Here is a 23,396-nt window from a genome sequence, read left to right as displayed (position 1 = left end):
AGACTGCCCAGCGCGGTTGTGTCAGGACTGGCGTGAAGCTGTGGATGAGCTGTCAGGAAGGAAGGATGACCCGGGAGCAGCCGCCGTCCCCGTGGGAGATCGTCCGGTGCGAAGGCACGAGCCGGGTTCCGGTTGCCGGATCCTCATCTGTGCCGAGGTTCCGGGCGTAGCGGGGGTGGGCCCCGCCGGAGATCTGGAGGCGGATGCGGGTTCCGGGGACGAAGCGGTGCGCCAACGCGTCGAGCTCGATCCGGACAAGCCCGTCGGCGTTCCCCGGGGTCAGTCGGCGGAACCCGTCGCTGAGGTTGATCGACCGTCCGCTCGGTTGGACCTCGCACAGCCGGACGAAGAGGTCGGCGTACGGGTTGGTGCTGTGGTGCACCAACTCGACGTACGGGGTGCCGATCACCTCCAGTGGCTCGGACAGCGGCGGACCGGTGAAGGTCAAGACGTCGACGCGCTGGTCCAGCTTTCGGTTGTCCCGGCGGCCACCGATCGCTGGGTTGATCACCTGGCCGCCGACCGCCGGAGTGGGGTTGGTCGGGTCGTAGGTGAACATCGATGGACCTACCGCCGAGTCAGGCGGATTCTCGCCGAGCTCACCGTGGGCCTGTAAGTAGAGCACCCGCTCGGTGGCAGGCGGCGGCCAATCGGGCAGCTCGCGCCATTCCTCGGCGCCGGTGACGTAGAGGCGTACCGGGCTGGAACGCCGGCCGCTTTCGGTTCGGGCGAGGTGCTCGGCCAGCCAGTCGAGAGCGTCCTGGGTGACGACGCCCAGACCCTTCGTCGCCACTTCGACGTGAGTCCACGGGCCGATGGTCAGGCCGACCTCGACGCCACGTCGGCGCAGACACGCGTACTGCTCGATCATCTGGGCGACGAAGCGGTCCTGCCAGCCTTCCTGCAGTAAGACGGGGACGGAGACCCGCTCCAGGGCTTGGGTGAGCCGCATCGGTTGCCACACCGGATCCTCGGGATCGGCGGCGGTGAGCCACGCGCGGTAAGGCATCGTGCTGCCGGCGAGGACGGTCTCTTCGGCGTCGACGAGGGGCAGCTCCTCGAATCCGGGTCTGAGCCGCCGCCGGGCGGTGACGCCGCGCAGCAATCCGCCGACCATGCCGCCCTCGATGTGTCCGAAGCCGTCGAACAGGCTCAGGAGCTGTTCGAGTGAGAAGGCCCCGCCGCCGTGTGCCACCCAATGGTTGTCGTGTGCGGTGACCGCTATCACCGCACAGGCCAGCTCCGGCGGAGGGTCGACCATGATCGCCCACGCCGTGTAGCCGAGATAGGAAGCTCCGCACAACGCAAATCGGCCGTCGAACCATGGTTGGGTACGCAGCCACGCGACGGTGTCCGCGCCGTCGTCGATCTCGTGCCGGAACGGCTCGAAGTCGCCACCTGAGCCGAAGGTGCCGCGGCAGCTCTGGTTCACCACCCGGTAGCCGTGGGCTGCGTAGCTGCGGGCGGTCAGTGAGGAGATCAGACTCGAGCGGCCGTACGGGGTGCGAATGAGCAGAGTGCCGGATGGCGGGCCGACCGGCGTGTAGATGTCGGTGAGGAGTTGCACGCCGTCCCGCATCGGAACGGGCACTCCGTCGGTCACGGTGTACTCCCGCTCACCGGGCGGCAGTTTGAAGATCCGATCGGTCGCGCCATCGAGAACCCGGCGGCGTCGAGTCCGTGGCCGTGCCGATGGGCGCGATTGCGTGTTCATCGCTCGATGCCGTCCTCGTCTCGGGCGGAGGCCGCCGATGTCCATTCTGGCCGAGCGCGGGCCCGACTGACCAGCTCAGGACCGGCCCGGTTCCCGATCGAGGTATCGCGTACGGATCTTCCGGGGTCTGCGATCGTTCGTCGCCCGGGGGTGCAGGACGTATGTCGGCGACGCCCGGTCGGTGATCGTTCGTGGCCCGCGGGCGCAAGACGTACGCCGCGCGCGCCCGGTCGACGATCGTTCGTGGCCCGCGGGTGCAAGACGTACGCGGCCACGCTCGACGGCGATGCTGACAACGGGACTTGGTCTTGCTTGGGGTGCGCCGGGACCTTGGGCCCGGGGTGGCGAACCACCGGCCCTACTGGTCGGTAACGGTGGCAGGCAAGATAGGAGGTGATACCACCGATGGAGGGGGAGAGATGTCCAAGCACTTGATCATCGGCATCGACGGCTCGCCGGAGAGCGAGGCCGCCATGCATTGGGGCCTGGAGGAGGCCGCTCGCCGAGGTGCCGAAGTCGAGTTGATCTATGCGCTGGCAGTGCCCGTGGTCTCCGATGCCTACGGGATGGTGATGACGCGTCCCGATATCGACGAGCTGACCCTCTATTCACAGGGGCTGCTGGACGCCGCACTTGCGGCGGCGCGCGCGGCCGCGCCGGAGGGGGTCTCGGTGACCGCACGGTTGGCCAGTGGCCCGCCGGCTGCGGTGCTGATCGAGGCGTCCAAGCATGCGGACGCGCTGGTGGTCGGCACCCGAGGTCTGGGTGCGATCAGCGGCAAGCTGCTCGGCTCGGTGAGCGTGCGGCTGGCCGGCAAGTCTGTCTGCCCGGTCTACATCGTGCCGCCGGAATGGCGGGAGCACCCCGCGCCCGACGGACGGGTGCTGGTCGGTGTGGACGGATCTGAGCACTCCGACGCGGCGCTGCACATGGCGCTGGAGGAGGCCCGGCGGCGCCAGTTGGGTCTGACGGTGCTGTGCGCCTACCACGTGCCGTGGCTGGCTCGACCGATCGAGCCGGAGGTCATCGCCGAGTTCGAGGAGTCGGAGCGCTGGTTGGCGGAGAAGACCATCAGCGAATCGCTCGACCGGGTGAAGGGTCACAGCTATTCCGATGTGGAGATCGAGCAGGTGACGGTGCGCGGGACACCGGCCGAAGCGCTGGTGGAGGCCAGCAGATCTGCCGAGTTGACCGTCGTCGGCTCGCGTGGCCACCGCTCGTTCAGTCGGGCGATCCTCGGTTCGGTCAGCCGCACCCTGATGCAGGACTCGCCGCGCCCGGTCGCCGTAGTGCACAAGCCCTCGAGGAAGCACGCCGCCAGCAGCGAGTGACGGCCTGCAGTCGCGGGCGTCCACGGTCGCTTGTGGCCCGGCGGCGCCAGAGGTACGTGCTCTCCGCAGGATCAGCGGTCGTGTTTGGCCCCGCGGCGCCAGATGCGCCGTCCTCGTGATGGGGGCACCATCACGACTCCAGCGAAAGGTGCGCAGATGTAGCTTCGCTTCGAGGAAAGCTACATCCACGCACCACTCGATCTCAGAGTCGGCTGCGTCCGTACCGTCGCGAGCGACCGGTGGAGCAGCCGAGCAGCGAGTCGACGACTCCCGTCGCGAGCGGCCGTGAGGCGGAGCGATGGCTCCGTCTGGAGCGACGAGGGAGCAAACATGTTCTTCGTTTGCGAGCGAGGAGTGAAGACGGAGTCTTGGGAGCGCAGCCGAGCAGCGAGTCGACGACTACACAGCGTCTTCGGCGTCCATGATCGTGTAGGCGTAGCCCTGCTCGGCCAGGAACCGCTGCCGGTGCGCGGCGAAGTCGGCGTCGACGGTGTCGCGGGCGACGACGGCCAGGAATCTGGCTGTCGTCCCCTCGGATTTCGGTCGCAGCAGCCGGCCCAGTCGTTGCGCCTCTTCCTGGCGAGAGCCGAAAGCACCTGACACCTGGATGGCCACCTGCGCGCTGGGCAGGTCGATGGAGAAGTTCGCCACCTTGCTGACCACCAGCAGATCGACCTCGCCGGACCGGAATGCCTCATACAGCCGTTCGCGCTGCCGGACCGTGGTCTCGCCGGTGATCAGCGGTGCGTCCAGCCGGGCGGCCAGATCCTCGAGCTGGTCGACGTACTGGCCGATCACCAAGATCGGTACGCCGCGGTGCTTGGCCACCAGGTCGATGACGACCTGGGTTTTCGACTCGGCGGTCGAAGCCAGGCGGTATTTCACGTCCGGCTCGGCAACCGCGTACGTCATCCGCTCCGGCTCGCTCAAGGTCACTCGCACCTCGACGCAATCGGCCGGGGCGATATAGCCCTGGGCCTCGATGTCCTTCCACGGCGCGTCATACCGCTTCGGTCCGATCAGGGAGAACACATCGCCCTCTCGGCCGTCCTCGCGGACGAGCGTCGCCGTCAGCCCCAGCCTCCGCCGAGCCTGCAGATCCGCGGTCATCCGAAACACCGGCGCCGGCAGCAGGTGTACCTCGTCATAGATCACCAGACCCCAGTCCCGGGCGCCGAACAGCTCCAGGTGTGGATGGATGCCGCCGCGCTTGGTGGTGATCACCTGATAGGTGGCGATGGTCACCGGCCGGATCTGCTTCTTGGCGCCGGAGTATTCGCCGATCTCGTCAGCGGTCAGGGTGGTCCGGCGGAGCAGTTCGTCGCGCCACTGCCGGGCCGAGACGGTGTTGGTGACCAGGATCAGCGTCGTTGCCTGGGCATGGGCCATCGAGGCAGCGCCGACCACGGTCTTGCCGGCGCCGCAGGGCAGCACCACCACGCCGGAACCGCCGTGCCAGAAGGAATCCGCGGCCTGCTGCTGGTACGGCCGCAGCTCCCAGCCGTCCTGCTCCAGGGCGATCGCGTGCGCCTCGCCGTCGACATAGCCGGCCAGGTCCTCGGCCGGCCAGCCCAGCTTGAGCAGCACCTGCTTGAGGTGACCCCGCTCGGAGGCATGGACGACCACGGTGTCGTCGTCGAGCCTGGCACCGACCAGCCCTTTGACCTTGGCCGAGCGCAGCACCTCGGTCAGCACCGCCCGATCGGTACTGACCAGCACCAGACCCTGGGTGGGGTGCTTCTCCAGCCGGAGTCGACCGAACCGGTCCATCGTGTCGGCGACATCGACCAGCAACGAGCTCGGCACGGGATAGCGGCTGTAGGTGAGCAGGGTGTCGACGACCTGCTCGGCATCGTGCCCCGCAGCACGGGCGTTCCAGAGCCCGAGCGGGGTCAGTCGATAGGTGTGGATGTGCTCCGGGGCTCGCTCCAGCTCGGCGAACGGCGCGATGGCCATCCGGCACGCGTCGGCGTCGGGATGGTCGACTTCGAGCAGCAGCGTCTTGTCGGACTGGACCACCAACGGTCCAGGGGTACTACGTGTCAAGAGTTGTCTTCCTTAGGGCTGCCGCTGTCCGAGGGCGTGACAGTCGGGCTCGCGCCGGCGTCGGTGGCCGACCTGTTCGCCGGCTCAGATTCGGGTGGGGGACTCGGCTGGGTGACCATCAGTGTCGGGCTCCAGGGTCCCCTGTTGCCGGCGAGGTCCACTGCGCGGACCTGGACGACATGGCTCCTGGAGTCGTTGAACCAGCCGACGGTGGCTTCCGGCTGCTGTGTGCTGGTGACGTTGAACCCGTTGACCCACACCTCGTACCAGACCGATCCTCGATCGTCGGTCGCTGCCGTCCAGGCGACGCCCAGCAGCTCTGGATCCGCGCCAGTCGACCACAACCGGTTGATTGCCGTGGGTGGAGCGTGATCGGTGAGTCCGTCGACGGCGGTCGCGGCCGGCTTGCTTTGTCCGGCGGTGACTCGTCGCACGGTAGGTCGCTGCGTGCCTGCGCCGACCGAGCTGGATGGTTCGGCCTGGTCGATGAGGGTGCGGGAATCGGCGGAGCTTGTGGCCGTCGCCGATCGCGTGGCGGCCGTCGGATTGGGCAACGGCGACAACGTGGAGTTGCTCGCCGGTGGGGCGCTACTTCCCGGGACCGAGAGATCACCACTCGCCGGACCAGGTGGTGTGGTACGCGCATCGTGGGGTCGGCTCGACGTACCGATCCGGCTCGACGACCCCGACACACTCGGCACCAGATACAGACAGCTGACGGTAACCAGGCAGACACCGAAGACGAGAAGTCTCCGGATCGTCGCTGGCTGCATCGACCCAGTCTAGGTCGGGAGGGGAACTATCGCTGCCGGACGCGTCGATTGAGGCGTTCCTCGATTGAGGCTTGCGTCCAGCCTCAGGACGGCAGATGATGAAGTCAGGCGGGCGGATGGACCCCGTTGTCGTGCCTCCGGGTACTGACTCTATTGCCGCTTGACGGCTTACTTATTGGTGGCATTCCGCCCGCCGCCTACCTCGTGATCGAGGACACCCGAGCCAGCGGGATCGACACGGGCCTGCCGCTTCGGGCATCGATGCCGGTGACCACGCCGGCGTCGGCACGGATCTCCCGCAACTCTCGATCGGTGGGGCGGCCATCGGCGGCGACATAGTGGATTCGCACAGTCTCGTCGGCCTGCTGCGCGGCCGCGATCCGCTCCAGGGTCTCCGAGGTCGGGGTCTCTGCGGTCGGGATCTGTGTCGCCAGGTCGGTCGGCTCGTGCCGAGACTGGTGCCGGGTCCGTTCGCCCATCAGCACCGCGACGGCCGACTCGGTCGCCTGGACATCGGGCCGCGGTCGGTGCCCGCTGCGACGGGATGCCCGGAGTGGATCCGGGGCGGTGATCGAGCGTCCGGACGAGTCCTCGGCCGCGGGGCTGTGACCGATGCGATGCAGGAAGTCCACCACCTCGTACGGTTCTGCGGCGGCAACCAGGATCCCCGGCGCGAGCTCGCGCAGTCCGAGCACCCCTGCGTCCGGGTGGGCCAGGATGGCGGCAGTCTGGGCCTCGTCGGCGATCCGGACGTAGGCGCGGGCGGGACCGATGCGGATGCTGCCGTGCTGCCGGGCGACATCGTCGATCAGGTACGTCAGCGGCTGTGGCACGGCTGTGGTGGCGTGGTGCTCCAGCCAGCGGTGGACCTCGGCGGCCGACCAGCCGGCGTCGAACGCGCGTCGCAGGGATGGGCCGCTGAACCGGAACACCGCCGCGCCGCCGCGTGATTCCTGATCGGCCAGCAGCCGAAGCTCGCGAGCCAGCTGATAGGGGACCGGACCGGGCGCGATGGCAGTCAGATCGGCCTGCAGGATGACCTGCTCCACGGTCGCCGGGAAGGCCTCGGCGAGACCGGCCGGCACCGGCTGCGTATCGGCCAGCAGCGCCGCCCGGCCCAACCCCGAGACGGCCTGCAGGCTGCTGACCCCCAGCCAACCGGTCTCCCGCCAGGTCCAGGCCAACACCGAGTCCAGCGGAATGCCGCCCACTCTGACCAGCCGGGGACGTCGCCAGTCCACTGCTGCCCGCAACTGGCCGAGGTCGATGGTGGTGCCGACCTCGGCAGCGGCGAGCAGTTCGAGCACCAGCCCGCGGACCGTGGCCGCTCCCGGCGCTGCCGACTCGGGTCCGAGGGGATGGCCGCCTGGCTCGCTGGACAGGCCGGGCAGCCGATCGCTGTGTCGCCAGGCCGCGACGAGTGCGCGCCAACGATCGGCCGGATCCCGCTCCGCCCAGCGGTCGTAGTCGACCGTCGGCAGCAGTCGCTGCCCGTCGCCGCCGGCAATCAGCTCCGCGGCCGCGGCGGCCTCCAGCACGTACGCGGCATGGTCGTTCTCGGTGCCGAGGATCCTCGCCAGGCCGGCGAGGTCGCGTACCCCGAGGCCGCCGTCTCGCAACAGTCGGTACGGGGTCGTCTCCAGAGTGTGGGCGAGGAGTTCCACGTCGTGCACGAGCCCGTACGCGGCGCCGATCGCGGCCCGGTCGACCAGTCGTGGCGTACGGATCGGGCCGGTCAGCGAAGGTGCGGCGGTGGGGACTGGGCGAGGGGTGAACCGCTGACCGCGCAGGTGCCAGGCAACCTCGCGCGGCAGCAGCACCGTGTCGGGGCCGATGGGGCGGAGCAGCCGTCGCGCGAGCAGCTGCTCGACCGGAGTCCGCGCGGTGTCGGCGGTGATGGCGCGGTCGGCGCCAGAGACGGTGCCTGCCGGGCTCCACAGCAGCCGGTCGATCACCAGGCGAGCCTCCGGGCCGGCCTCGACCAGCAGTTCCTCGATCCGTTCGGCCGGGAGCGGGCGCGGCGACTGTGGCGCGAGCCCACCCGGATAGGGGCCGAGATGATCTCGAACGGCTCGCACCAGATGCAGGCTGTCGTCGGCTCCCCAGAGCAATGCCCGCTGTCGCAGGTCGCCGACCGCGGCGGCGCAGACGGCCGGATCGGCCTGCAAGAGCTCGGCCAGCATCGGCACTGCGGCGGGATCGGGCAGCGCAGTCAGCCCTTCGGCGACCAGCCGCTGCCAGGCGTTCAGCGCATCGAGGGACCGGCCGACCGAGCTGGTCGTCGTTGCCTGGGTGGACAGGTCTGCGATGTCGGTCGGGGTCGGATAGGCCAGATCCGGGCGCAAGGTGAACAACCGGGCAAGAGCCGACTCGTCCAGCTGGCGCAGCGCTTCCGTGAGCGTCCGCGCACCCTGGGCCGGACGAGAGTCAGTGGTGAACACGGTTAGCGGAGCGGGCCGCGCGGGCGTCGGGTGCCCGGAGGCGGATCGGGGTGCCCCTGCTTCAGCGCCCGATAGGCCGCGATGATCGCCGCCACGAGGAGCACCCAGCTGCCGAAGCAGGCCCAGGCGGCCAGTGTGTTCCACCACAGGGAGAACAGGCCGTCCGCGCTGACCAGCGCCAGCAGCCCGACCGCCCCGAGGAGGCCGAGCACGACCCCGAATGTCGCACGGGTAGGAGTGCGCCCGTGAGTCATCCGCCCGGTGAGCAGGTACGCCAGCACCACGGTGACCGGGGCGAGCACCCAGATCAGTCCGCCGAGGGCCAACGTGATCAGCACGCCGGGGGTGACCGCCGCGAGCACTGTACGGGCGGTGGGTGCGGCCGGAGGTCGCCCCGGCTGCTGGTAGCCGGGTCCGGGGACGAACCACTGCGGCGTGCCGGGCGCCGGATAGGGAGCGCTGGCGGGTGGGTAGGCCGGCGGCCCCGGCAGTTGGGCTGCGGGCAGTTGGGTTGGCGGGAACTGAGGTGGCGGGAACTGTGGCGCCGACGGCGGTGCGATCGCCGGAGGCGCGGCCGGTGCTGATGGCGGGGACCAGTGCGCGGCAGCCCAGGCGGAGGACTCGGCGGTCGCCAGACTGGCGACCACGTCGAACGGCTCGTTCGGATCGCGCTGCACAGGCGGTTCCGGCACGAGATCGGCGAGCTGCGGCACGGGCTGGGTCGGGTCGGCGAAAGCAGGGCGAGCCAGTGGCGCGGGGGTCTCGGCCGGTGCCGGCGACGGTGGCGCCAGGTCGGCGGCTACCGACGAGGGTGCGTCGAAGGCGTCCGGTCGTTCGAGGGGCGCATACTCCGGCCCGTCCTCCCACGTCGCCATGACCGCAATCTTAGGAGGGTCCGGATCGGCCCGGTGCGTTCAGTGTTCTCAGTGCTGAACGATGTGCAGCGGTGATCGGCCGTGCTCGCGGTGCAGGTCGACCTCCAGCCCCAAGTGGGCGTGGCGGGCGATGGCCAGTCCGGTCACCATGGCCACCATGGCGATCAGACCGCCGCAGAGGAACATGCTGGGTCGCGCCCCGAAGTGGTCGATCAGCCAGCCGACGGCCGGGCTGCCGACCGCCTGGCCGCCGAGCAGCACCAGGATGTAGACGCTCATCACCCGGCCCCGGACCCCGGCGTCGGATCGGGTCTGCACCAGGGAGTTCGCGCCGGTGAGGAACAGCAGGCTCAACATCCCGCAGCCGGCCAGCAGCGCACCGAACAGCCAGATCGTCGGCGCGATGGACGCGAGCGCCAAGACCACACCGAGCCCGGTCAGCGTGCTGACCAGCATCCGCAGCCGCAGCACCTCGGTGCGACGGGCGGAGAGCAGTGCCCCGGCCAACGCCCCGACGGCGGTCAGCGAGTTGAACATGCTGTAGCCGCTCACCCCGGTCGCGAACTCGTTGTTGGCGAAGGCGGCCAGGATCACCGGCATGTTCAGACCGAGCACGCCCATGACGCCGACCAGCACGATGGTCCAGGCCACCTCTGAGGTGTGCGCGATATAGACCAGTCCGGCGCGCAACTGCCCCTTGGCCGGTGCGGTGCCACCGGTTGACTGAGCAGGTACGCGGATGATGCCCACGATCGCGACGACCAGCAGACAGGCCGCGGCGTTGATCAGGAACGACCAGCCCTGACCGACGGCGTGGATCAGCAGCCCGGACAGCGCCGGACCGAGCAGGGCACCGAACTGGAACACCGACGAGTTGAGGCTGACCGCGTTGCGGATGCGGTCGGGGCCGACCAACTCGGACACGAACGCTTGCCGGGTGGGGTTGTCGACCACGGTGACGAAGCCCAGCAACGCGGCGACGAGGAAGACGTGCCAGGACTGGACGGCACCGGTGAGCGCCAGCACACCCATGGTCAGGGCCAGCGCGGCGGCGAGCGATTGGGTGACCAGCAGGATCCTTCGCTTCGGGTAACGATCGGCGATCACGCCGCCGAACAGACCGAACACCAGCACCGGTAGGAACTGCAGTGCGACCGCGACACCGACCGCGGTGACGCTGCCGGTGAGCTCGAGCACCAGCCAGTCCTGGGCGATCCGCTGCATCCACAGACCGGTCGTCGCGACGATCTGGGAGCTGAGAAACAGCCGGTAGTTGCGGACCTCGAGCGCCGCCAGCGTACGCGGCCAGTGGATGCTTCGGCGGTGTGATTCGGCTGCTGCCGCGGTCACCGGGATCTCCTGTGTTCGGTCGAGGCTTCTGCCTGCCTCGGGATTGGGGACTCAGCGCCGAGCCGTCTGCAGCCAACCTAAGCCGTTTCGCTCCTATTCCTTTCGAGGATTGCTGCTATATGTTCTATTGCGATTGCTTATGAAGAGTGACTATGGAGTTAACTCGCGGTGAACGAGGTACGGGTGAACGACGTACAGCTGAGCACGGAGAAGACCTTCGACCCGGTCTGGTTGCGGTCCTTCCTGGCGGTGGTGAGCGGGCTCAGCTTCACCAAGGCCGCGGAGCGGCTCGGCATCAGCCAGCCGGCGGTGAGCCAGCACGTTCGGCGGCTGGAGGAGGCCTGTGGGCGGATGCTGCTGCGACGCGATACGCGGACGGTGGCGCTGACCGACAACGGCGAGGCGATGGCCGGTTTCGCGCGGACGATTCTGGCCGCCCATGACGAGGCGGTGGCGTACTTCACCGGCTCCGCGATGGCCGGTCGGCTGCGGTTCGGCGCGGCCGATGAGTTGGCGCTGAGTGAACTGCCCACGATCCTGCGCGAGTTCCGTCAGCTCTATCCACGGATCAATCTCGAGCTGACCGTGACGCAGAGCGGCATTCTGCAGCGCCGGCTGGACGCCAATCGCCTGGACCTCATTTTCGTCAACCAGCCGGCCGACTCAGGCCGAGGTCTGCTGGTGCGGCGAGATCAACTGGTCTGGGTCGGCCACGAGCGAGTCCAGTTGGAGGCCGACAGCCCGGTGCCGGTGATCACGTACTCCTCACCGAGTCTCAGCCGGTCGGCGGCGATCACCTCGCTGGAGTCGGCCGGGCGCACCTGGCGGATCACCTGCAACACGCGGGAGATCAACGGGGTGCTGGCGGCGACTCGGGCTGGCATCGGCATCTGCGTGCTGGCTCGCTCCAGAGTGCCGGCCGACCTGCGCATTCTGACGGGCCGGTTCGGGTTGCCGACGTTGCCGGAGGTGGAGATGGCGCTGCTGGCCAACCCGCGGGCAGCCCAGCAGCCGATCGAGGCGTTGAGCCGAGCCATCGTGAATCTCCCGCTGGCGCCTTTGCGGCCCTGAACGTGCTTCAGGCGACGCGGATCCGAACCTCGTTGAGACCTTCGCTGAACTCGGTTGGGCGGACATCTCACAACCACTAGGCTGGGCGGACTGAGTACGAGATGTGCCCTGATCGGCGTCGGCCGACGGGGGTGTGCGAGCGAGGGTGGAAGTGCCAGTAGGCAAGGTGAGGTTCTACGACGCCGACAAGGGTTTCGGCTTCTTGACCAAGGACGGTGGCGGTGACGTCTATGTCCGGTCGACGGCGCTGCCTGCCGGGGTCACCACCCTCAAGCCGGGCCAGAAGGTCGAGTTCGGTGTGGTGGAAGGCCGGCGCGGCGAGCAGGCTCTGTCGCTGCGGGTGCTGGACGCCCCGCCGTCACTGTCCAAGGCGCACCGCAAGCCCGCCGACCAGATGGCCGTGATCGTCGAGGATCTGATCAAGATGCTGGACGGCATCGGCAACGGCTATCGGCGTGGCCGTCACCCCGACGCCAAGACCGGCGCCAAGGTCGCCAGCGTGCTCCGCGCCGTGGCCGACGAGTTGGAGCTGTAGTCCACCGATGAACGCCCCGGCGAGCGAGCAGGTCACGAAGCGCACGCGTACGGTCAAAGCTGTCAAAGCCGTGAAGGCCGACCAGATCGGTGTGGACGCGATCGAGCTGGCTCGGGCCGCGGCCACCGAGGCTGCCGGCCCGATGGGGGTCGGTGAGCACCTTGGCATCGAGGCAGACGCGGACCGGGTGGTCAGCCACTTCTTCGCCTGCCCGCATCCGGGCTATGTCGGCTGGCGTTGGTCGGTGACCCTGGTCCGGGCTGCGCGCGCGAAGACGCCCACGGTCAACGAGGTGGTGCTGCTCCCTGGCGAGGCTGCGCTGCTGGCTTCGTCGTGGGTGCCATGGGCGGATCGGATCCAGCCTGGCGATGTGACCGCCGGGCTGCTGCTCCCGACACCGTTGGACGATCCACGGCTCGAACCCGGCTACACCGGTGGCGAGGAGGCGGCTGACGCCGATCCGGCTGAGGCCAGCCAGATCCGTGCTGTGGTGGCCGAGTTGGGTCTCGGACGGGAGCGGGTGCTGTCTCGGGAGGGCCGGGACGAGGCCGCCGAGCGCTGGCTGGCCTCCGACGGCGGACCGGACAACGAGCTCACTCGGCAGGCCCCTGATGTGTGTGAGAGCTGCGGCTACTTCGTCCGGCTCGGCGGATCGCTGGGCACCCTGTTCGGTGCCTGCGCCAATGCATACTCGCCATCCGACGCGCATGTGGTGAGCGTCGACCACGGCTGCGGCGGCCACTCCAGCGTGGTGGCGGAGGCCAAGGCCGAGGAACTGCCCGCGCCGGCCTGGGAGACCATCGCCTGGGACGAGCCGATCTCCCTCTTCGACTGAATCCTGCGACGGCTGTTTTGCGCCGCCGGGCCAAGGACGGCCGCGGGCCGGGCGGGAAGTGGGTACGTCTTGCGCCCCCGGGCCATGAATGACCATTGGGGGCAACTACGGGCCCGTCACAGGACTGACGCATCCGCGCTGATTGAGACTGGGCAGCTGTGTCGGCACCCCTTCCTACACTGATTGCCGTGCCGGATCGGACCCAGACCAGTGATGCCCCGCGACTGCTGGGGCTGGGTGCTGCCGCGGTCGGGCTGGCGGCGGTGGTGGCGGTGGCGATCCTGGGCGCGGCTGGGGCGCTGGCGCCGGTCACCCCGGCGATCTTCGATCCGGGGGCAGCCGTCCGGTGGGGACTGCCGATCGTCCGCGCGGTCCATGATCTCGCCGCCGCGGCGACCATCGGCCTGCTGGTCGTCGGTACGTTCCTGGCCGCGCTGGAGTCGGCGCAACAGGCGGGTGAGTTGGACGGCCTCCGGCTCCGGATCATTCGAGCGGGCGCCGTGGCCGCCCGGTGCTGGTTCGTCGCCGCGCTGCTCGTCGCCGTGTTGACCGCTGCGGATGCGACCGGCTCGCCGCTGTCCGGGCCGGGATTCCTCGCTCTCGCCTCATCGTTTTGGACCCAGACCGAGCTTGGTCAGTCGCTGATCGCCGTCTGCATCGGGGTGGCGCTGGCAGCGATCGGCGCGACCACGGCCCGGACGCCGGTCGGCAGCGCCTGGGCCGGAGGATTCGGGCTGCTGGCTCTGGTCCCGCTGAGTCTGGGCGGGCATGCGGCCGGCTCCCTGGATCATGGCAATTCCGTCGACAGTCTGCTCATCCACCTGGTCGGGGTCACCGTCTGGGTCGGTGGACTGGCCACCCTGCTCGCCTTCGCCAGACCGCTGGGCGGCCGGCTACCGGTAGTCGCCGGACGCTATTCGACCCTGGCCGGCTGGTGTTTCGTCCTGGTCGCCATGTCGGGCGTGGTCAACGCCTATCTGCGGCTCGGCGGGCTGGGCAACCTGGCCACCCCGTACGGACTGTTGGTGATCGGCAAGACCACCGCGTTGGTGGTCCTCGGTGCGGCCGGCTGGCTGCATCGCCGGGCTACTCTGCCCGCACTGACGGCTGCCGGAGTTCCGGGAACGAGCGACAAGCCAAAGGCGCATTGGTTCGCTCGGCTGGCCAGCGGTGAGGTGCTGGTGATGGCGGCCACCATGGGCCTGGCCGTGGCGCTGTCGCGCTCGGCTCCGCCGGTCAGCCCGGTCATCGCCGACCCGGCGACCGCGCTGCTCGGCTACCCGCCGCCGCCCCCGCTGACGCTGGCGACCTGGTTCAGCCACGGCTATCCCTCGGTGCTGTGGCTGACGATCTGCGCCTTGATGGTCGGCCTGTATCTGGCCGGCGTGGTCGCCCTGCACCGCGACGGGCATCGCTGGCCGGTGCACCGGACGATCCTGTGGGTGGCCGGTGCGCTGCTGCTGGCCTTCCTGACCAGCGGGGGACCGGCGGTCTACGGCCGGATGTCGTTCAGCATGCACATGATCCAGCACATGTCGCTGATGGTGCCGGTGCCGCTGTTGCTGGTGTTCGGGGCCCCGATCACCCTGGCACTGCGTACGCTGACCGCCCGGCCCGACAAGAGCTTCGGTCCGCGGGAGCTGCTGCTGTCGGTGGTCCACTCGCGTTATCTGGCGATCATCGGACAGCCCGTGGTCGCGGCGATCCTCTTCGTCGTCAGCCTGTTCGTCTTCTACTACACCTCGCTGTTCGACGCCGCGATGTTCACCCACCTCGGGCATCAGTTGATGACCCTGCACTTCCTGCTGGTGGGCTATCTGTTCATCTGGTCGCTGGTGGGCATCGATCCCGGACCGAAGCGGCCGCCGTACCCGATCAGGCTGCTCGTCTTGTTGATCACGATGGCCTTCCACGCCTTCTTCGGGCTGTCGTTGATGCAGTCCGCCGCCCTGATCGCGCCGGACTGGTGGCATGCGCTCGGCCAAACCGACGATGCGGCGCTGCTGGCCGATCAGCAGCTGGGTGGCGGGATCACCTGGGGTGCTGGTGACATCCCGGCCCTGCTGATCGGCCTCACCCTGATCATCCAGTGGGTGCGCAGCGACGCCAAGGAGACCAAGCGGAAGGACCGCCAGGCCGACCGCGACGATGATGCCGAGCTCAAGGCCTACAACGAGCGGCTGGCGGCCCTGGCCAAGAAGGACGCCGGGAAGTAGTCCGGGTCCCCGGCGGCCCGTGCCCGGTGATGGTCAGAGCGAGAACGCCTCGCAGGCGACGGTGGTCTCGCCCTCGATGCACAGATCGTCGAAGCCGGAGCCGCCGTCGAGATGATCGGTGCCCGGCCCGCCGACCAGGCTGTCGTTGCCGCCCAGTCCGAACAGCTTGTCATTCCCGCTGCCGCCGTTGAGCAGTCGTCCGCCGCTCAGGGTGTCGTGGTCGTTCTGTCCGAACAGTCTGTCGAAGTCGGCCCCGATGATCGTGTCGTTCCCGTCGTTGCCATTCAGCCGGGCCTGGCTGTTGATGTGCTTGCTGACGATGGTGTCATTGCCGGAACTGCCGAGAACCACAGCGAAGGTCGCGGTGTTCAACTCGATCCGATCGTCGAGATCGCCGGCGTTGATCCGGATCTCGCTGATGCCGGCCGCGGCGCACATGACCGACCGCTGGCCGGTGCTCTGGCAGCCCGACCCGATGGCAAAGCCGCCGGCGTCGCTGATGTTGTAGAACTGTCCGTTGATGGAGCGCTCGAGCTTGATGTTGTTGGTCGTCCCGGTCGCGGCGTTGACGAACAGGGTGTTCCCGCTCTTGAACGCCGAGGTGTTGCCCGCAGCATGTGCCGGAGCCGCCAGCGCGCCGACCGCGGACGCGGCGACGAGACTGGCGAGTCCGACACGCAAGGTGGTGCGGAGGATGGAGGTCATTTCGGTGCCCTTTCGGATCTTCCCGACCGCAACGGTTGCGATCGATAGATCCGGAGGGGGAACCTCCCGGGCTCGGACACGCCGAGAACGATCTCGGTAGCGTCCGGCGCCGATTTCAGTAGCCGCTACCGAGAACGGCGCTGCCTGGTGACCTGGACGACGGTCGGCCGTGGCCCTCGCCACGCGCCCTTGCCTGGTCGGTGTCCGGCCGGGACGAAGTCGGGGAAGTACGAGCGCTGCTCGGCCCAACTGCCGTCCTCGCCGGGATGCTGCACCGCGACGAACACCGAGTCGTCGGTGTCGTGCACGACCGGCCCACACGTCTCGGCATCGATCGGTACGGCGAGGAACTGTTGCACGTGTCCGCGCTGGCGGCCTTCCAACGGCACCTTGAACAGCCCGTCGGCCTTCTCGATCGTGCTCGGAGCGCCGTCGGTAGCGACCCACAGGTTGCCCACCGAGTCGAAGGCGAGATTGTCCGGGCAGGAGATCGGCGCGACCGGGCCGTCCCAGCCGGCGAAGTAGGTGCGTACCTTCTCATCGGTCGGGTCGCCACACAGCAGCAGGATGTTCCAGCTGAATGTCGTCGCACCGGCCCGGTTGCGGTGCTCGGTGATCTCGATGACGTGGCCGTCCTTGTTGGTCGAGCCTGCCGGCTGGGTCGAGGTCGGTCGCGGGTTGGCCGCGTCGGCGCCTGGCTTGCCGGCAGTGCCGCGCTGGGTGTTGTTGGTGCAGGCCACGTACACCTTGCCGGACTTCGGGTGCGGCTGGACGTCCTCGCAACGGTCCATCGGCGTCGCCTTGACCGCGTCGGCGGCCTCGCGGGTGAACACCAGCACCTCCTCGACGCTCATCCCGGGAACCTGCGACCGGCCGTCGAGCACCAGCGGCAGCCAGACTCCGCGGCCGAGGTTGGCGCCGTCAGGACGCTGGGTGCCGCTGAACCTGGCTACGTAGAGGTCTCCTTCGGTGAGCAGTTGCAGGTTGTGTCGCCGTGCCTCGGCCGACTTCCCCGGGCGGTGCTTCCGCTTCGCCACGAACTTGTACAGATAATCGAATCGCTCGTCGTCGCCCATGTAGGCCGCAACTGTGCCGTCGTTGTCGACCCGGATGTTGGCGCCCTCGTGCTTGAAGCGACCCATCGCGGTGTGCTTCCGCGGGGTGGAGGAGGGGTCGTACGGATCGATCTCGACGATGTAGCCGAATCGGTGCGGCTCATTGGCGTACCCCGGCTTGGTGGCGTCGAACCGCGGGTCGACCTGCTCCCAGCCGTACACACTGGGAGTGTTCGTGAGCCCGTATCGCTTGCTGCCGCGGGCTGCTGGGTCGGCTACGAAGTAGCCGTTGAAGTTCTCCTCGCCGGACAAGATGGTGCCCCACGGGGTGGTGCCGCCGGAACAGTTGCCGAAGGTGCCGAGCGCGGTCCGGCCGCTCGGGTCGGCGGCGGTCGTCACCAGCTTGCTGCCCGCTGCCGGACCGGTGAGCCGGAACGGGGTGTTCGCAGTGAACCGACGGTTGCGCCGACCGCCGCGGACATAGCGCCAAGGCTGCTTGGTGGCGCGACGCTCCAACTCCACGACACTGAACCCATGCGCGGCCATCAGCGCCTTGAGCACCTCGGCCTCCTGCTCGGCGGTGGCGGTGGGCGGGAACATGATGTTCCGGTTGGTGTACTCGTGGTTGCAGCACAGCAGCCCGGTCCGGCCGCGGGGGTCGACGAGGATGTCGAGATAGTCGTTGTTGTAGCCGAACTGCAGCTGCTGGGCGCGGGCGTTCGGCCGGCTCGGATCGAAGGCCGGCGAGTTCGCGAACAGTGGGTCGCCCCAGCGCAGGATCGGTGTCCACTGATAGCCGTTCGGCACGGTGAGCAGATCGACCTCGGCTCCCACCGGGTCGATCGGGGTGAAGGCGAGCGGTCCATGGCCGGGGTGGTCGGGATGACCGGGCTTCGGGTGGGCGGCGGCTTGCTGCGGCCATACCGCCGGCAGCGCGGCTGCGGCGGCCAAGGCACTGCCGCCGACCAGCATCGCCCGGCGGGTCAGCTGGCGGCCGGCGACCTCGGCGAAGGTCGGCTCGGTGGAGGCATTCGGTTCGGGTCGTGCGCACTGGCTGTCGCACTTGAGGTGACAGGTGACTGGGCTTCGCTTGCCGTGAGTCAGGCCGAGCATGGGCAGCTGCACAGCTGATGGGGTCGGCAGTTCTTGACAGTCAGACGTCATTGCAGGGTCTCCTAGGTTGGGGGTCGCTGAGGTCTGGAGTCGCTGCAGACACTGACAGTCGTCAAAGGACGGAAATGGTGCGGGAGTTCGACCCTCGAGTGAACTCTGTGTAGCCAGTTCGAAACGCGCGTCGGCAAAATGGGGGCGTGAGCGTCGAGAAGAGCGGGTTGGAGTCGTCTCAGGTCGTCGGCTCGGAGGAGGATGCCGCCGATCTCGGCAACCTGGTCGCGGCGTACGTGGCGGCCGGTGCCGACGAGTCTGTGCAGCGGGTGATCACTGCGGTGCATCGATTGTCGCGCCGGCTGAACCAGTGGTACGACCAGAAGCTCGCCGATCTGAGCGTGTCAGGCGGCGAGTGGACGGTGCTGAACGAGATCGCCCGGGCCGACGGTCACTGGCTGACCCCGACCCGGCTGGCGGAAGCCGCTCATGTGGCGCCGTCCTCGATGACGCACCGGTTGGATCGGATGGTGGAGCGGGACCTCGTGCACCGGACGCCCGACCGGGACAAACGGAACCGGATTCTCGTCGCCCTCACTCCTGCCGGCTGGCAGCTGTACGAGACCGCTATCCGGGAGGCGAACCTGGTCGAGGCCGATCTGATGCGCGGGCTGACCGCCCGCCAGGTCGACGATCTGGCCTACCTGCTGGAGGAACTGCTGGCCGGGCTGGCCGCGGCGGGATCAACTCGGCGGCGCGCCGGCCGACCGACTCCGGCGGCGACGGCGCCTCAGCAGGGTGTAACCGAGACCGATCAGGCCTAGTGCCAGCCCGCTGATCCCCACTCCGAGCCACCAGCCGTCGCCGCTCGTGGTGAGCCGGGGATAGGCGAACGCCAGGATCACCGTGGCGATCGCAAACAGCGCACTGCCGACCGTCGCCGCCTGGACGCCGTCGACGTCCAATGGCGGCACCTCCGCCTGCCGGATCAGGTGAGACTCTCCGGTTGGGGACTCGTCGGGTTCGCTCACTCTCCGAGCCTATGCGGATGGGATGCTTGGCATCGCCGGGATGACCGGCTCACGCAAGGCCGACAGTAAGATTTCGAGAATCTGCCACACCGGTGCAGAATCTGGCGGCTAAATCGCGTGAGGCTTGGGTTGTGCGTCCAATTGTCAGAATCCGGGCGCCGCATCATTGATGCGACCGCGCGTACCCGTCGGGCCTGATCCACTTCGCACCATTTGATGCGACCGCGCACCACGTGCGCCTGCGCAGTCGACCTAAATGGTGCGAAGTGGGGAAGATCGAGTCTCGCTTGTATTTAGCATTGCTAAGCAATACTGTGGAGTCGTGCCTACGTACGCGTCCCCATTCATGCCGAAAGAGAGCGTGGAGTTGGCCGGCGAACTGCGGCCGGCTGTCTTTCGGCTGGCCCGGCACCTGCGACAAGCGAGGGCGGATACCGAAGAGCTGACTCCGAGCCAGCTGTCGGCGATGGGCGTGCTCGCCCGCGAAGGTGAGTTGCAGATCGGTGAGTTGGCCGCGCAGGAACAGGTGCGGGCGCCGTCGATGACCAGGCTGGTCGACCACCTCGAAGCGCGCGGGTTGGTCCGGCGCAGTCCGAGTCCGACCGATCGTCGGGCGTGCCTCCTCGGGCTCACCGAGCAGGGGATGGAGCTGCTCGAGGCCAATCGCGAGCGCCGGAACCAATGGCTCGCGGCCCGGCTGGAGAAGCTCACCGAGGCCGAGAGGCAGACCCTGCACGCCGCCGTACCGATCCTGCTCAAGATCGCCGAGAGCTGAGCCACGACCCTTCGCCCATGACCATGAACGCCCACTAGGAGGCGAATCCCACGAGCACCACCAGAGCCGACAGCACCGATAGCAACTCCACCGAAACCAATGCCGCCGGAACCAACCTGAGCGTCGAACCACCTGCGGTAGAACAGCGGGGCAGTATGTTCGCTGCTCTGGCCGTACCCAACTTCCGGACCTACGTCACCGGCTCCTTCGTCTCCAACATCGGCACCTGGATGCAGCGGGTCGCCCAGGACTGGCTGGTTCTGGAGCTGTCCGGCGGTTCCGGTCTGGCGATCGGCATCACCACCGCGCTGCAGTTCCTGCCGATGCTGTTGCTGTCGGCGTACGGAGGACTGGTCGCCGACCGGCTCGACAAGCGGCTGGTGCTCCGGGTCACCCAGGCCTGGCTGGCGATCTGCGCCGGCACACTCGGCGTGCTGGCCATCACCGGGGTCGCCACCACCCCGATCGTCTTCGCGATCGCCTTCGCCTTCGGCCTCGGGACCGCCTTCGACAATCCCGCGCGGCAGGCGTTCGTCTCCGAGTTCGTCGGCCGGGACCGGTTGCCGAACGCGATCGCCCTCAACTCCGCCACCTTCAACGCCGCGCGCATCGTCGGCCCGGCGGTGGCCGGGCTGGTGATCGGCGCCTTCGGCTCCGGGTGGGCGATCTTGTCCAACGCGATCACCTACCTCGCCTTCATCGCCGCGCTGCTGATCATCGATCCGCGTCGGCTGCAGCCGACCGTGCCGGCCACCCGCGGCAAACGACAGATCCGGGAGGGGATGGCGTACGTCGTCCAGCACAGCGAGATCCTGCTCGTGCTGTTGATCGCGTTCTTCGTCGGCACCTTCGGGATGAACTTCCAGCTCACCTCGGCGCTGATGGCGCAGCAGGAGTTCGGCAAAGGACCGGAGGAGTACGGCATCCTCGGCACCATCATGGCGGTCGGCTCGCTGGCGGGCGCCCTGCTGGCGGCCCGTCGGACGCAGGCGCCGCGCGGCCGATTCGTGGTGATCATGGCGCTGACCTTCGGTGCGGTCGAGGTGGTCGCCGGTTTGATGCCCACGTACGCGACCTATGCCGCCGTGTTGCCGTTCATGGGGCTGGCCGCCCTGCTCACCTTGACCGCGTCCAACGCCTCGGTGCAGATGGCCGCAGACCCGCAACTGCGGGGGCGGGTGATGGCGCTCTACATGATGGTGCTGATGGGCGGTACGCCGGTGGGGGCACCGCTGATCGGCTGGATCGGACAGGCGTTCGGCCCACGCTGGACACTGATCGGTGGCGGCGCGTTGACGATCCTCGGCGTGCTGTTGGCGGTGGCCGTCATCAGCCACCGCCAGCACCTGTCGCTCAGCGCCGCTTTGCGTGAGCTGCCGCATCCGCATCTGAGCCGCTCGCACTGATCGGGCTCCACTCGCCGGTGTCCGACGCGTGCCGACGGCGCCGCGTGACGGCCAGTGCGGTCACTGCGAGTGCCACCAGGACGATGACGGTCTGCTCGATGACTCCGGCCAGGCCGGCGGAGAGCGAGTTGGCCAAGCCGACCCAGGCATAGGTCAGGACCGCGCCTGTCGCCAGCCCGAGCACGTCCAAGCGGAACACCACGGACACAGCGATGGCGGCGGCCAGTAGGACGAGCAGGACACCGACCGTGGCCCACGCCGGGACGAGATCCGGTCCCTGATGCTCGGTGACCTGGAACGCCGAGGCGAGCACCAGCGCCACGGCGGCCGACGGCAATACCGCCCGCGGCGGCCGGACGATCCCGACCCGCGGCAGCCGGAACGCCACCACGGCGGCAACCACGGCAAGGACTGCAGAGGTGATCAGCTGAGCCGGTGCCGCGACGAATCCGCTGCTGAACCAGGACACGGTCAGGATCGCCAGGGCGCCGAGCACCGCCAGCCCGCTCACCACCCCGAGTCCGACCCGGCCGAACCACGGATCGCGGCCCGGCCAGATCCCTTCGACCAGGGCGATCGGGGTAGCGATGCTCCACACCACGTGGAGGGTCAGGACGAAGATCGTCCAGGGCAGTCCGATCCCGAGCGCGTCGAGATGCCCGTACGAGAGCAGATCCAGACCCAGGTAATGCGGATTGAACAGCGACTGGGTGAGCAGCCCTTCCTCGATCAGTCCGAAGACCAACCCGAGCAGCAGGATGGTGGGCCAGCCGCGGCCGGCGCGGCGCGCGACCTCCCGGATCAGCACGGCGCCGGCGCCGTACCAAAGACCGAGGACGAGGAACATGCCGACCTGGGTGCCGACACTGCGGTCGGCGGACAGGTACTGGTCGCCGAGCAGGAACTCGGCGAGAAACGGCGACAACAGCGCGAGCGCAAACGTGGCAGCAAGATGACGTCTCATGCCTTCCACGGTCCCGCCGTGCGCGGTCGACACCTGCGCTGATCGTCACGATCGACCCCTGACATCAGTCACCCCTGAGATCAGTCCCGTCGATCCGTTTGTTCGGCGGTGATGCTGGGATGGGACGAGAGGAGGTGGCCCCATTGGATGTCAACTCGTCCGGTCGAACGGAGACGCCGAGTCGATGGCGGCGTGTCCTGCAGTGGTTCGTCCGGGGCCTGGTCGGCGCGCTGGCCGTCATCGGGTTGCTCAGTCTGGTGCTCTCCCGCCCGACGGTCGGTCAGTTCCGCACCCCCGAAGGGAAGCGCAGCTACGCAACCGCGTACGCAGCTGCTCTCGCGACCATGCCGACGCCGACCCAGACCGTGGACGTGCCGACCGACTACGGCACTGTCCGGGCGTACGTGTGGCGTCAGCCGCGAGCTGCGGATCGGACACCGGTGTTGTTGCTCCCGGGCCGCACCTCCGGTGTGCCGATGTGGTCGGAGAACCTGCCTGCCATCGCGGCCAAGCGAACCGTGATCGCCGTCGATGCGCTGGGAGATGCCGGACTGTCGATCCAGACGGTGCCAATGACGGCACCCGAGGACCAGGCGGTCTGGATCGACCAGGTCGTCGCCGAGCTGGCGCCCGGTGGTGTGCATGTGCTGGGGCACTCGTTCGGTGGTGCCACGGCCGCAACCTATGCCCGGCTGCATCCCGAGCACGTCCGCAGCCTGGCGCTGCTCGAGCCGGTGTTCACCTTCGGCTACCCGTCGGCCCGGATGATGGGCTGGGCCATGCTCGGGTCCCTGCCGTTCCTGCCCGCCTCACTGCGAGAGCGGGCTCTCACCGAGATCGGCGGTGGCGAGAGCGCCGACCCCGCTGATCCGGTAGCTCGGATGATCACGGCCGGTGCCGACCACTACTCCGCCGAGCTGCCGACCCCCAAGGTGCTGACCGACGACCAGCTCGCGCACCTGACACTCCCGACGTATGTCGCGATCGCCGACCACGACTCGCTCGCCGGCGGTGAGAAGGCCGCGGAGCGCGCCGCTGGCCTGCCGAACGGCACCGTACGGGTCTGGCCGAACACCACCCACTCCCTGCCGATGCAGGTCAGCAAGCAGCTGAGTGCCGAGCTGGACCAGTTCTGGGGCCGCTGAGGCTCCGGCGGCTACCTTGGCTGG

The 23,396-nt window shown here is 68.6% G+C and carries 20 protein-coding genes; 10 read left to right on the top strand and 10 right to left on the bottom strand.

The genetic code is table 11. The features are described from left to right. Positions 1-52 precede the first annotated feature (52 nt). Positions 53-1,714: a CocE/NonD family hydrolase gene (locus MLP_RS22420; RefSeq protein ID WP_013865484.1), complete on the bottom strand. Its 1,662-nt coding sequence runs from the start codon at positions 1,712-1,714 to the stop codon at positions 53-55. 419 nt (positions 1,715-2,133) lie between these two features. Between MLP_RS22420 and MLP_RS22415 the strand changes: the two genes are divergently transcribed. Further along, a complete protein-coding gene (locus MLP_RS22415) occupies positions 2,134-3,045 on the top strand; it encodes a universal stress protein (RefSeq protein WP_013865483.1) in 912 nt (303 codons plus the stop codon). A gap of 399 nt (positions 3,046-3,444) precedes the next feature. Here the strand turns inward: MLP_RS22415 and MLP_RS22410 are convergent, their stop codons facing one another. Further along, complete coding sequence (locus MLP_RS22410) at positions 3,445-5,091, bottom strand: DNA repair helicase XPB (RefSeq protein WP_013865482.1); 1,647 nt, start codon at positions 5,089-5,091, stop codon at positions 3,445-3,447. Next, positions 5,088-5,525, bottom strand: coding sequence for a hypothetical protein (locus MLP_RS22405; protein WP_013865481.1), 438 nt, complete (start codon positions 5,523-5,525; stop codon positions 5,088-5,090). Before MLP_RS22405 ends, MLP_RS22410 begins: the two co-directional genes overlap by 4 nt. Positions 5,526-5,538: 13 nt before the next feature. Between MLP_RS22405 and MLP_RS22400 the strand changes: the two genes are divergently transcribed. Beyond that, positions 5,539-5,877 (top strand): hypothetical protein, encoded by a 339-nt coding sequence (locus tag MLP_RS22400; RefSeq protein ID WP_013865480.1) that lies wholly within the window; start codon positions 5,539-5,541, stop codon positions 5,875-5,877. A 184-nt stretch (positions 5,878-6,061) separates the two neighbouring features. On the opposite strand, the gene MLP_RS22395 is transcribed toward MLP_RS22400, so the two are convergent. Genes MLP_RS22395 through MLP_RS22385 form a run of 3 tightly spaced genes read right to left on the bottom strand, consistent with a single transcriptional unit; the run spans position 6,062 to position 10,530 of the window. Further along, positions 6,062-8,305: a helicase-associated domain-containing protein gene (locus MLP_RS22395; protein WP_013865479.1), complete on the bottom strand. Its 2,244-nt coding sequence runs from the start codon at positions 8,303-8,305 to the stop codon at positions 6,062-6,064. Positions 8,306-8,307: 2 nt separating this feature from the next. After that, positions 8,308-9,180 carry a hypothetical protein gene (locus MLP_RS22390; RefSeq protein ID WP_013865478.1) on the bottom strand — a complete coding sequence of 291 codons (873 nt, stop codon included), beginning with the start codon at positions 9,178-9,180 and terminating at the stop codon, positions 8,308-8,310. Between the two features lie 48 nt (positions 9,181-9,228). Beyond that, positions 9,229-10,530, bottom strand: a complete 1,302-nt coding sequence (locus tag MLP_RS22385; RefSeq protein WP_013865477.1) for an MFS transporter — start codon at positions 10,528-10,530, stop codon at positions 9,229-9,231. 183 nt (positions 10,531-10,713) lie between these two features. Between MLP_RS22385 and MLP_RS22380 the strand changes: the two genes are divergently transcribed. From MLP_RS22380 to MLP_RS22365, 4 genes are all read left to right on the top strand, one after another. Beyond that, a complete protein-coding gene (locus MLP_RS22380) occupies positions 10,714-11,601 on the top strand; it encodes a LysR substrate-binding domain-containing protein (RefSeq protein ID WP_231851374.1) in 888 nt (295 codons plus the stop codon). Positions 11,602-11,752: 151 nt separating this feature from the next. Next, positions 11,753-12,136, top strand: a complete 384-nt coding sequence (locus tag MLP_RS22375) for a cold-shock protein (protein WP_041793237.1) — start codon at positions 11,753-11,755, stop codon at positions 12,134-12,136. 7 nt (positions 12,137-12,143) lie between these two features. After that, positions 12,144-12,971, top strand: coding sequence for a DUF3027 domain-containing protein (locus tag MLP_RS22370; RefSeq protein ID WP_013865474.1), 828 nt, complete (start codon positions 12,144-12,146; stop codon positions 12,969-12,971). A 188-nt stretch (positions 12,972-13,159) separates the two neighbouring features. Further along, positions 13,160-15,187: a cytochrome c oxidase assembly protein gene (locus tag MLP_RS22365; RefSeq protein WP_049804640.1), complete on the top strand. Its 2,028-nt coding sequence runs from the start codon at positions 13,160-13,162 to the stop codon at positions 15,185-15,187. A 33-nt stretch (positions 15,188-15,220) separates the two neighbouring features. Here MLP_RS22365 and MLP_RS22360 read toward each other — a convergent pair whose 3' ends face one another. After that, positions 15,221-15,892 carry a calcium-binding protein gene (locus tag MLP_RS22360; RefSeq protein ID WP_013865472.1) on the bottom strand — a complete coding sequence of 224 codons (672 nt, stop codon included), beginning with the start codon at positions 15,890-15,892 and terminating at the stop codon, positions 15,221-15,223. 125 nt (positions 15,893-16,017) lie between these two features. Further along, the gene (locus MLP_RS22355; protein ID WP_049804639.1) at positions 16,018-18,111 is read right to left on the bottom strand and encodes a PhoX family protein; all 2,094 of its coding nucleotides are present in this window, start codon (positions 18,109-18,111) and stop codon (positions 16,018-16,020) included. A 146-nt stretch (positions 18,112-18,257) separates the two neighbouring features. Here MLP_RS22355 and MLP_RS22350 point away from each other — a divergent pair, with 146 nt between their 5' ends. Then, positions 18,258-18,875: a MarR family winged helix-turn-helix transcriptional regulator gene (locus tag MLP_RS22350; RefSeq protein ID WP_013865470.1), complete on the top strand. Its 618-nt coding sequence runs from the start codon at positions 18,258-18,260 to the stop codon at positions 18,873-18,875. Here the strand turns inward: MLP_RS22350 and MLP_RS22345 are convergent. Then, positions 18,795-19,082 carry a DUF2530 domain-containing protein gene (locus MLP_RS22345; protein ID WP_013865469.1) on the bottom strand — a complete coding sequence of 96 codons (288 nt, stop codon included), beginning with the start codon at positions 19,080-19,082 and terminating at the stop codon, positions 18,795-18,797. The two genes, MLP_RS22350 and MLP_RS22345, sit on opposite strands and share 81 nt — an antisense overlap. A 322-nt stretch (positions 19,083-19,404) precedes the next feature. On the opposite strand from MLP_RS22345, the gene MLP_RS22340 reads away from it, so the two are divergent. Both MLP_RS22340 and MLP_RS22335 read left to right on the top strand, forming a co-directional pair. Continuing rightward, complete coding sequence (locus MLP_RS22340) at positions 19,405-19,857, top strand: MarR family winged helix-turn-helix transcriptional regulator (RefSeq protein ID WP_197536460.1); 453 nt, start codon at positions 19,405-19,407, stop codon at positions 19,855-19,857. Positions 19,858-20,012: 155 nt separating this feature from the next. Beyond that, on the top strand, positions 20,013-21,263 hold the full coding sequence (locus MLP_RS22335; RefSeq protein ID WP_013865467.1) for an MFS transporter: 1,251 nt from the start codon (positions 20,013-20,015) through the stop codon (positions 21,261-21,263). Here the strand turns inward: MLP_RS22335 and MLP_RS22330 are convergent. Further along, on the bottom strand, positions 21,211-22,227 hold the full coding sequence (locus MLP_RS22330) for a hypothetical protein (RefSeq protein ID WP_156821259.1): 1,017 nt from the start codon (positions 22,225-22,227) through the stop codon (positions 21,211-21,213). The genes MLP_RS22335 and MLP_RS22330 overlap by 53 nt on opposite strands. A gap of 134 nt (positions 22,228-22,361) precedes the next feature. Here MLP_RS22330 and MLP_RS22325 point away from each other — a divergent pair, with 134 nt between their 5' ends. Next, on the top strand, positions 22,362-23,372 hold the full coding sequence (locus MLP_RS22325) for an alpha/beta fold hydrolase (protein ID WP_231851373.1): 1,011 nt from the start codon (positions 22,362-22,364) through the stop codon (positions 23,370-23,372). Positions 23,373-23,396: the final 24 nt, after the last annotated feature.

Source organism: Microlunatus phosphovorus NM-1 (assembly GCF_000270245.1).
Classification (GTDB): Bacteria; Actinomycetota; Actinomycetes; order Propionibacteriales; family Propionibacteriaceae; genus Microlunatus; species Microlunatus phosphovorus.
This window is presented reverse-complemented; position numbering and strand designations above follow the sequence as displayed.

What these genes read in the sequence shown, in the direction of transcription:
- MLP_RS22335 (WP_013865467.1), top strand. Translation starts at nt 20,013, where the DNA reads ATGTTCGCTGCTCTGGCCGTACCCAACTTCCGGACCTACGTCACCGGC.
- MLP_RS22370 (WP_013865474.1), top strand. Translation starts at nt 12,144, where the DNA reads ATGAACGCCCCGGCGAGCGAGCAGGTCACGAAGCGCACGCGTACGGTC.
- MLP_RS22330 (WP_156821259.1), bottom strand. Translation starts at nt 22,227, where the DNA reads ATGAGACGTCATCTTGCTGCCACGTTTGCGCTCGCGCTGTTGTCGCCG.
- MLP_RS22360 (WP_013865472.1), bottom strand. Translation starts at nt 15,892, where the DNA reads ATGACCTCCATCCTCCGCACCACCTTGCGTGTCGGACTCGCCAGTCTC.
- MLP_RS22390 (WP_013865478.1), bottom strand. Translation starts at nt 9,180, where the DNA reads ATGGCGACGTGGGAGGACGGGCCGGAGTATGCGCCCCTCGAACGACCG.
- MLP_RS22355 (WP_049804639.1), bottom strand. Translation starts at nt 18,111, where the DNA reads ATGACGTCTGACTGTCAAGAACTGCCGACCCCATCAGCTGTGCAGCTG.
- MLP_RS22420 (WP_013865484.1), bottom strand. Translation starts at nt 1,714, where the DNA reads ATGAACACGCAATCGCGCCCATCGGCACGGCCACGGACTCGACGCCGC.
- MLP_RS22415 (WP_013865483.1), top strand. Translation starts at nt 2,134, where the DNA reads ATGTCCAAGCACTTGATCATCGGCATCGACGGCTCGCCGGAGAGCGAG.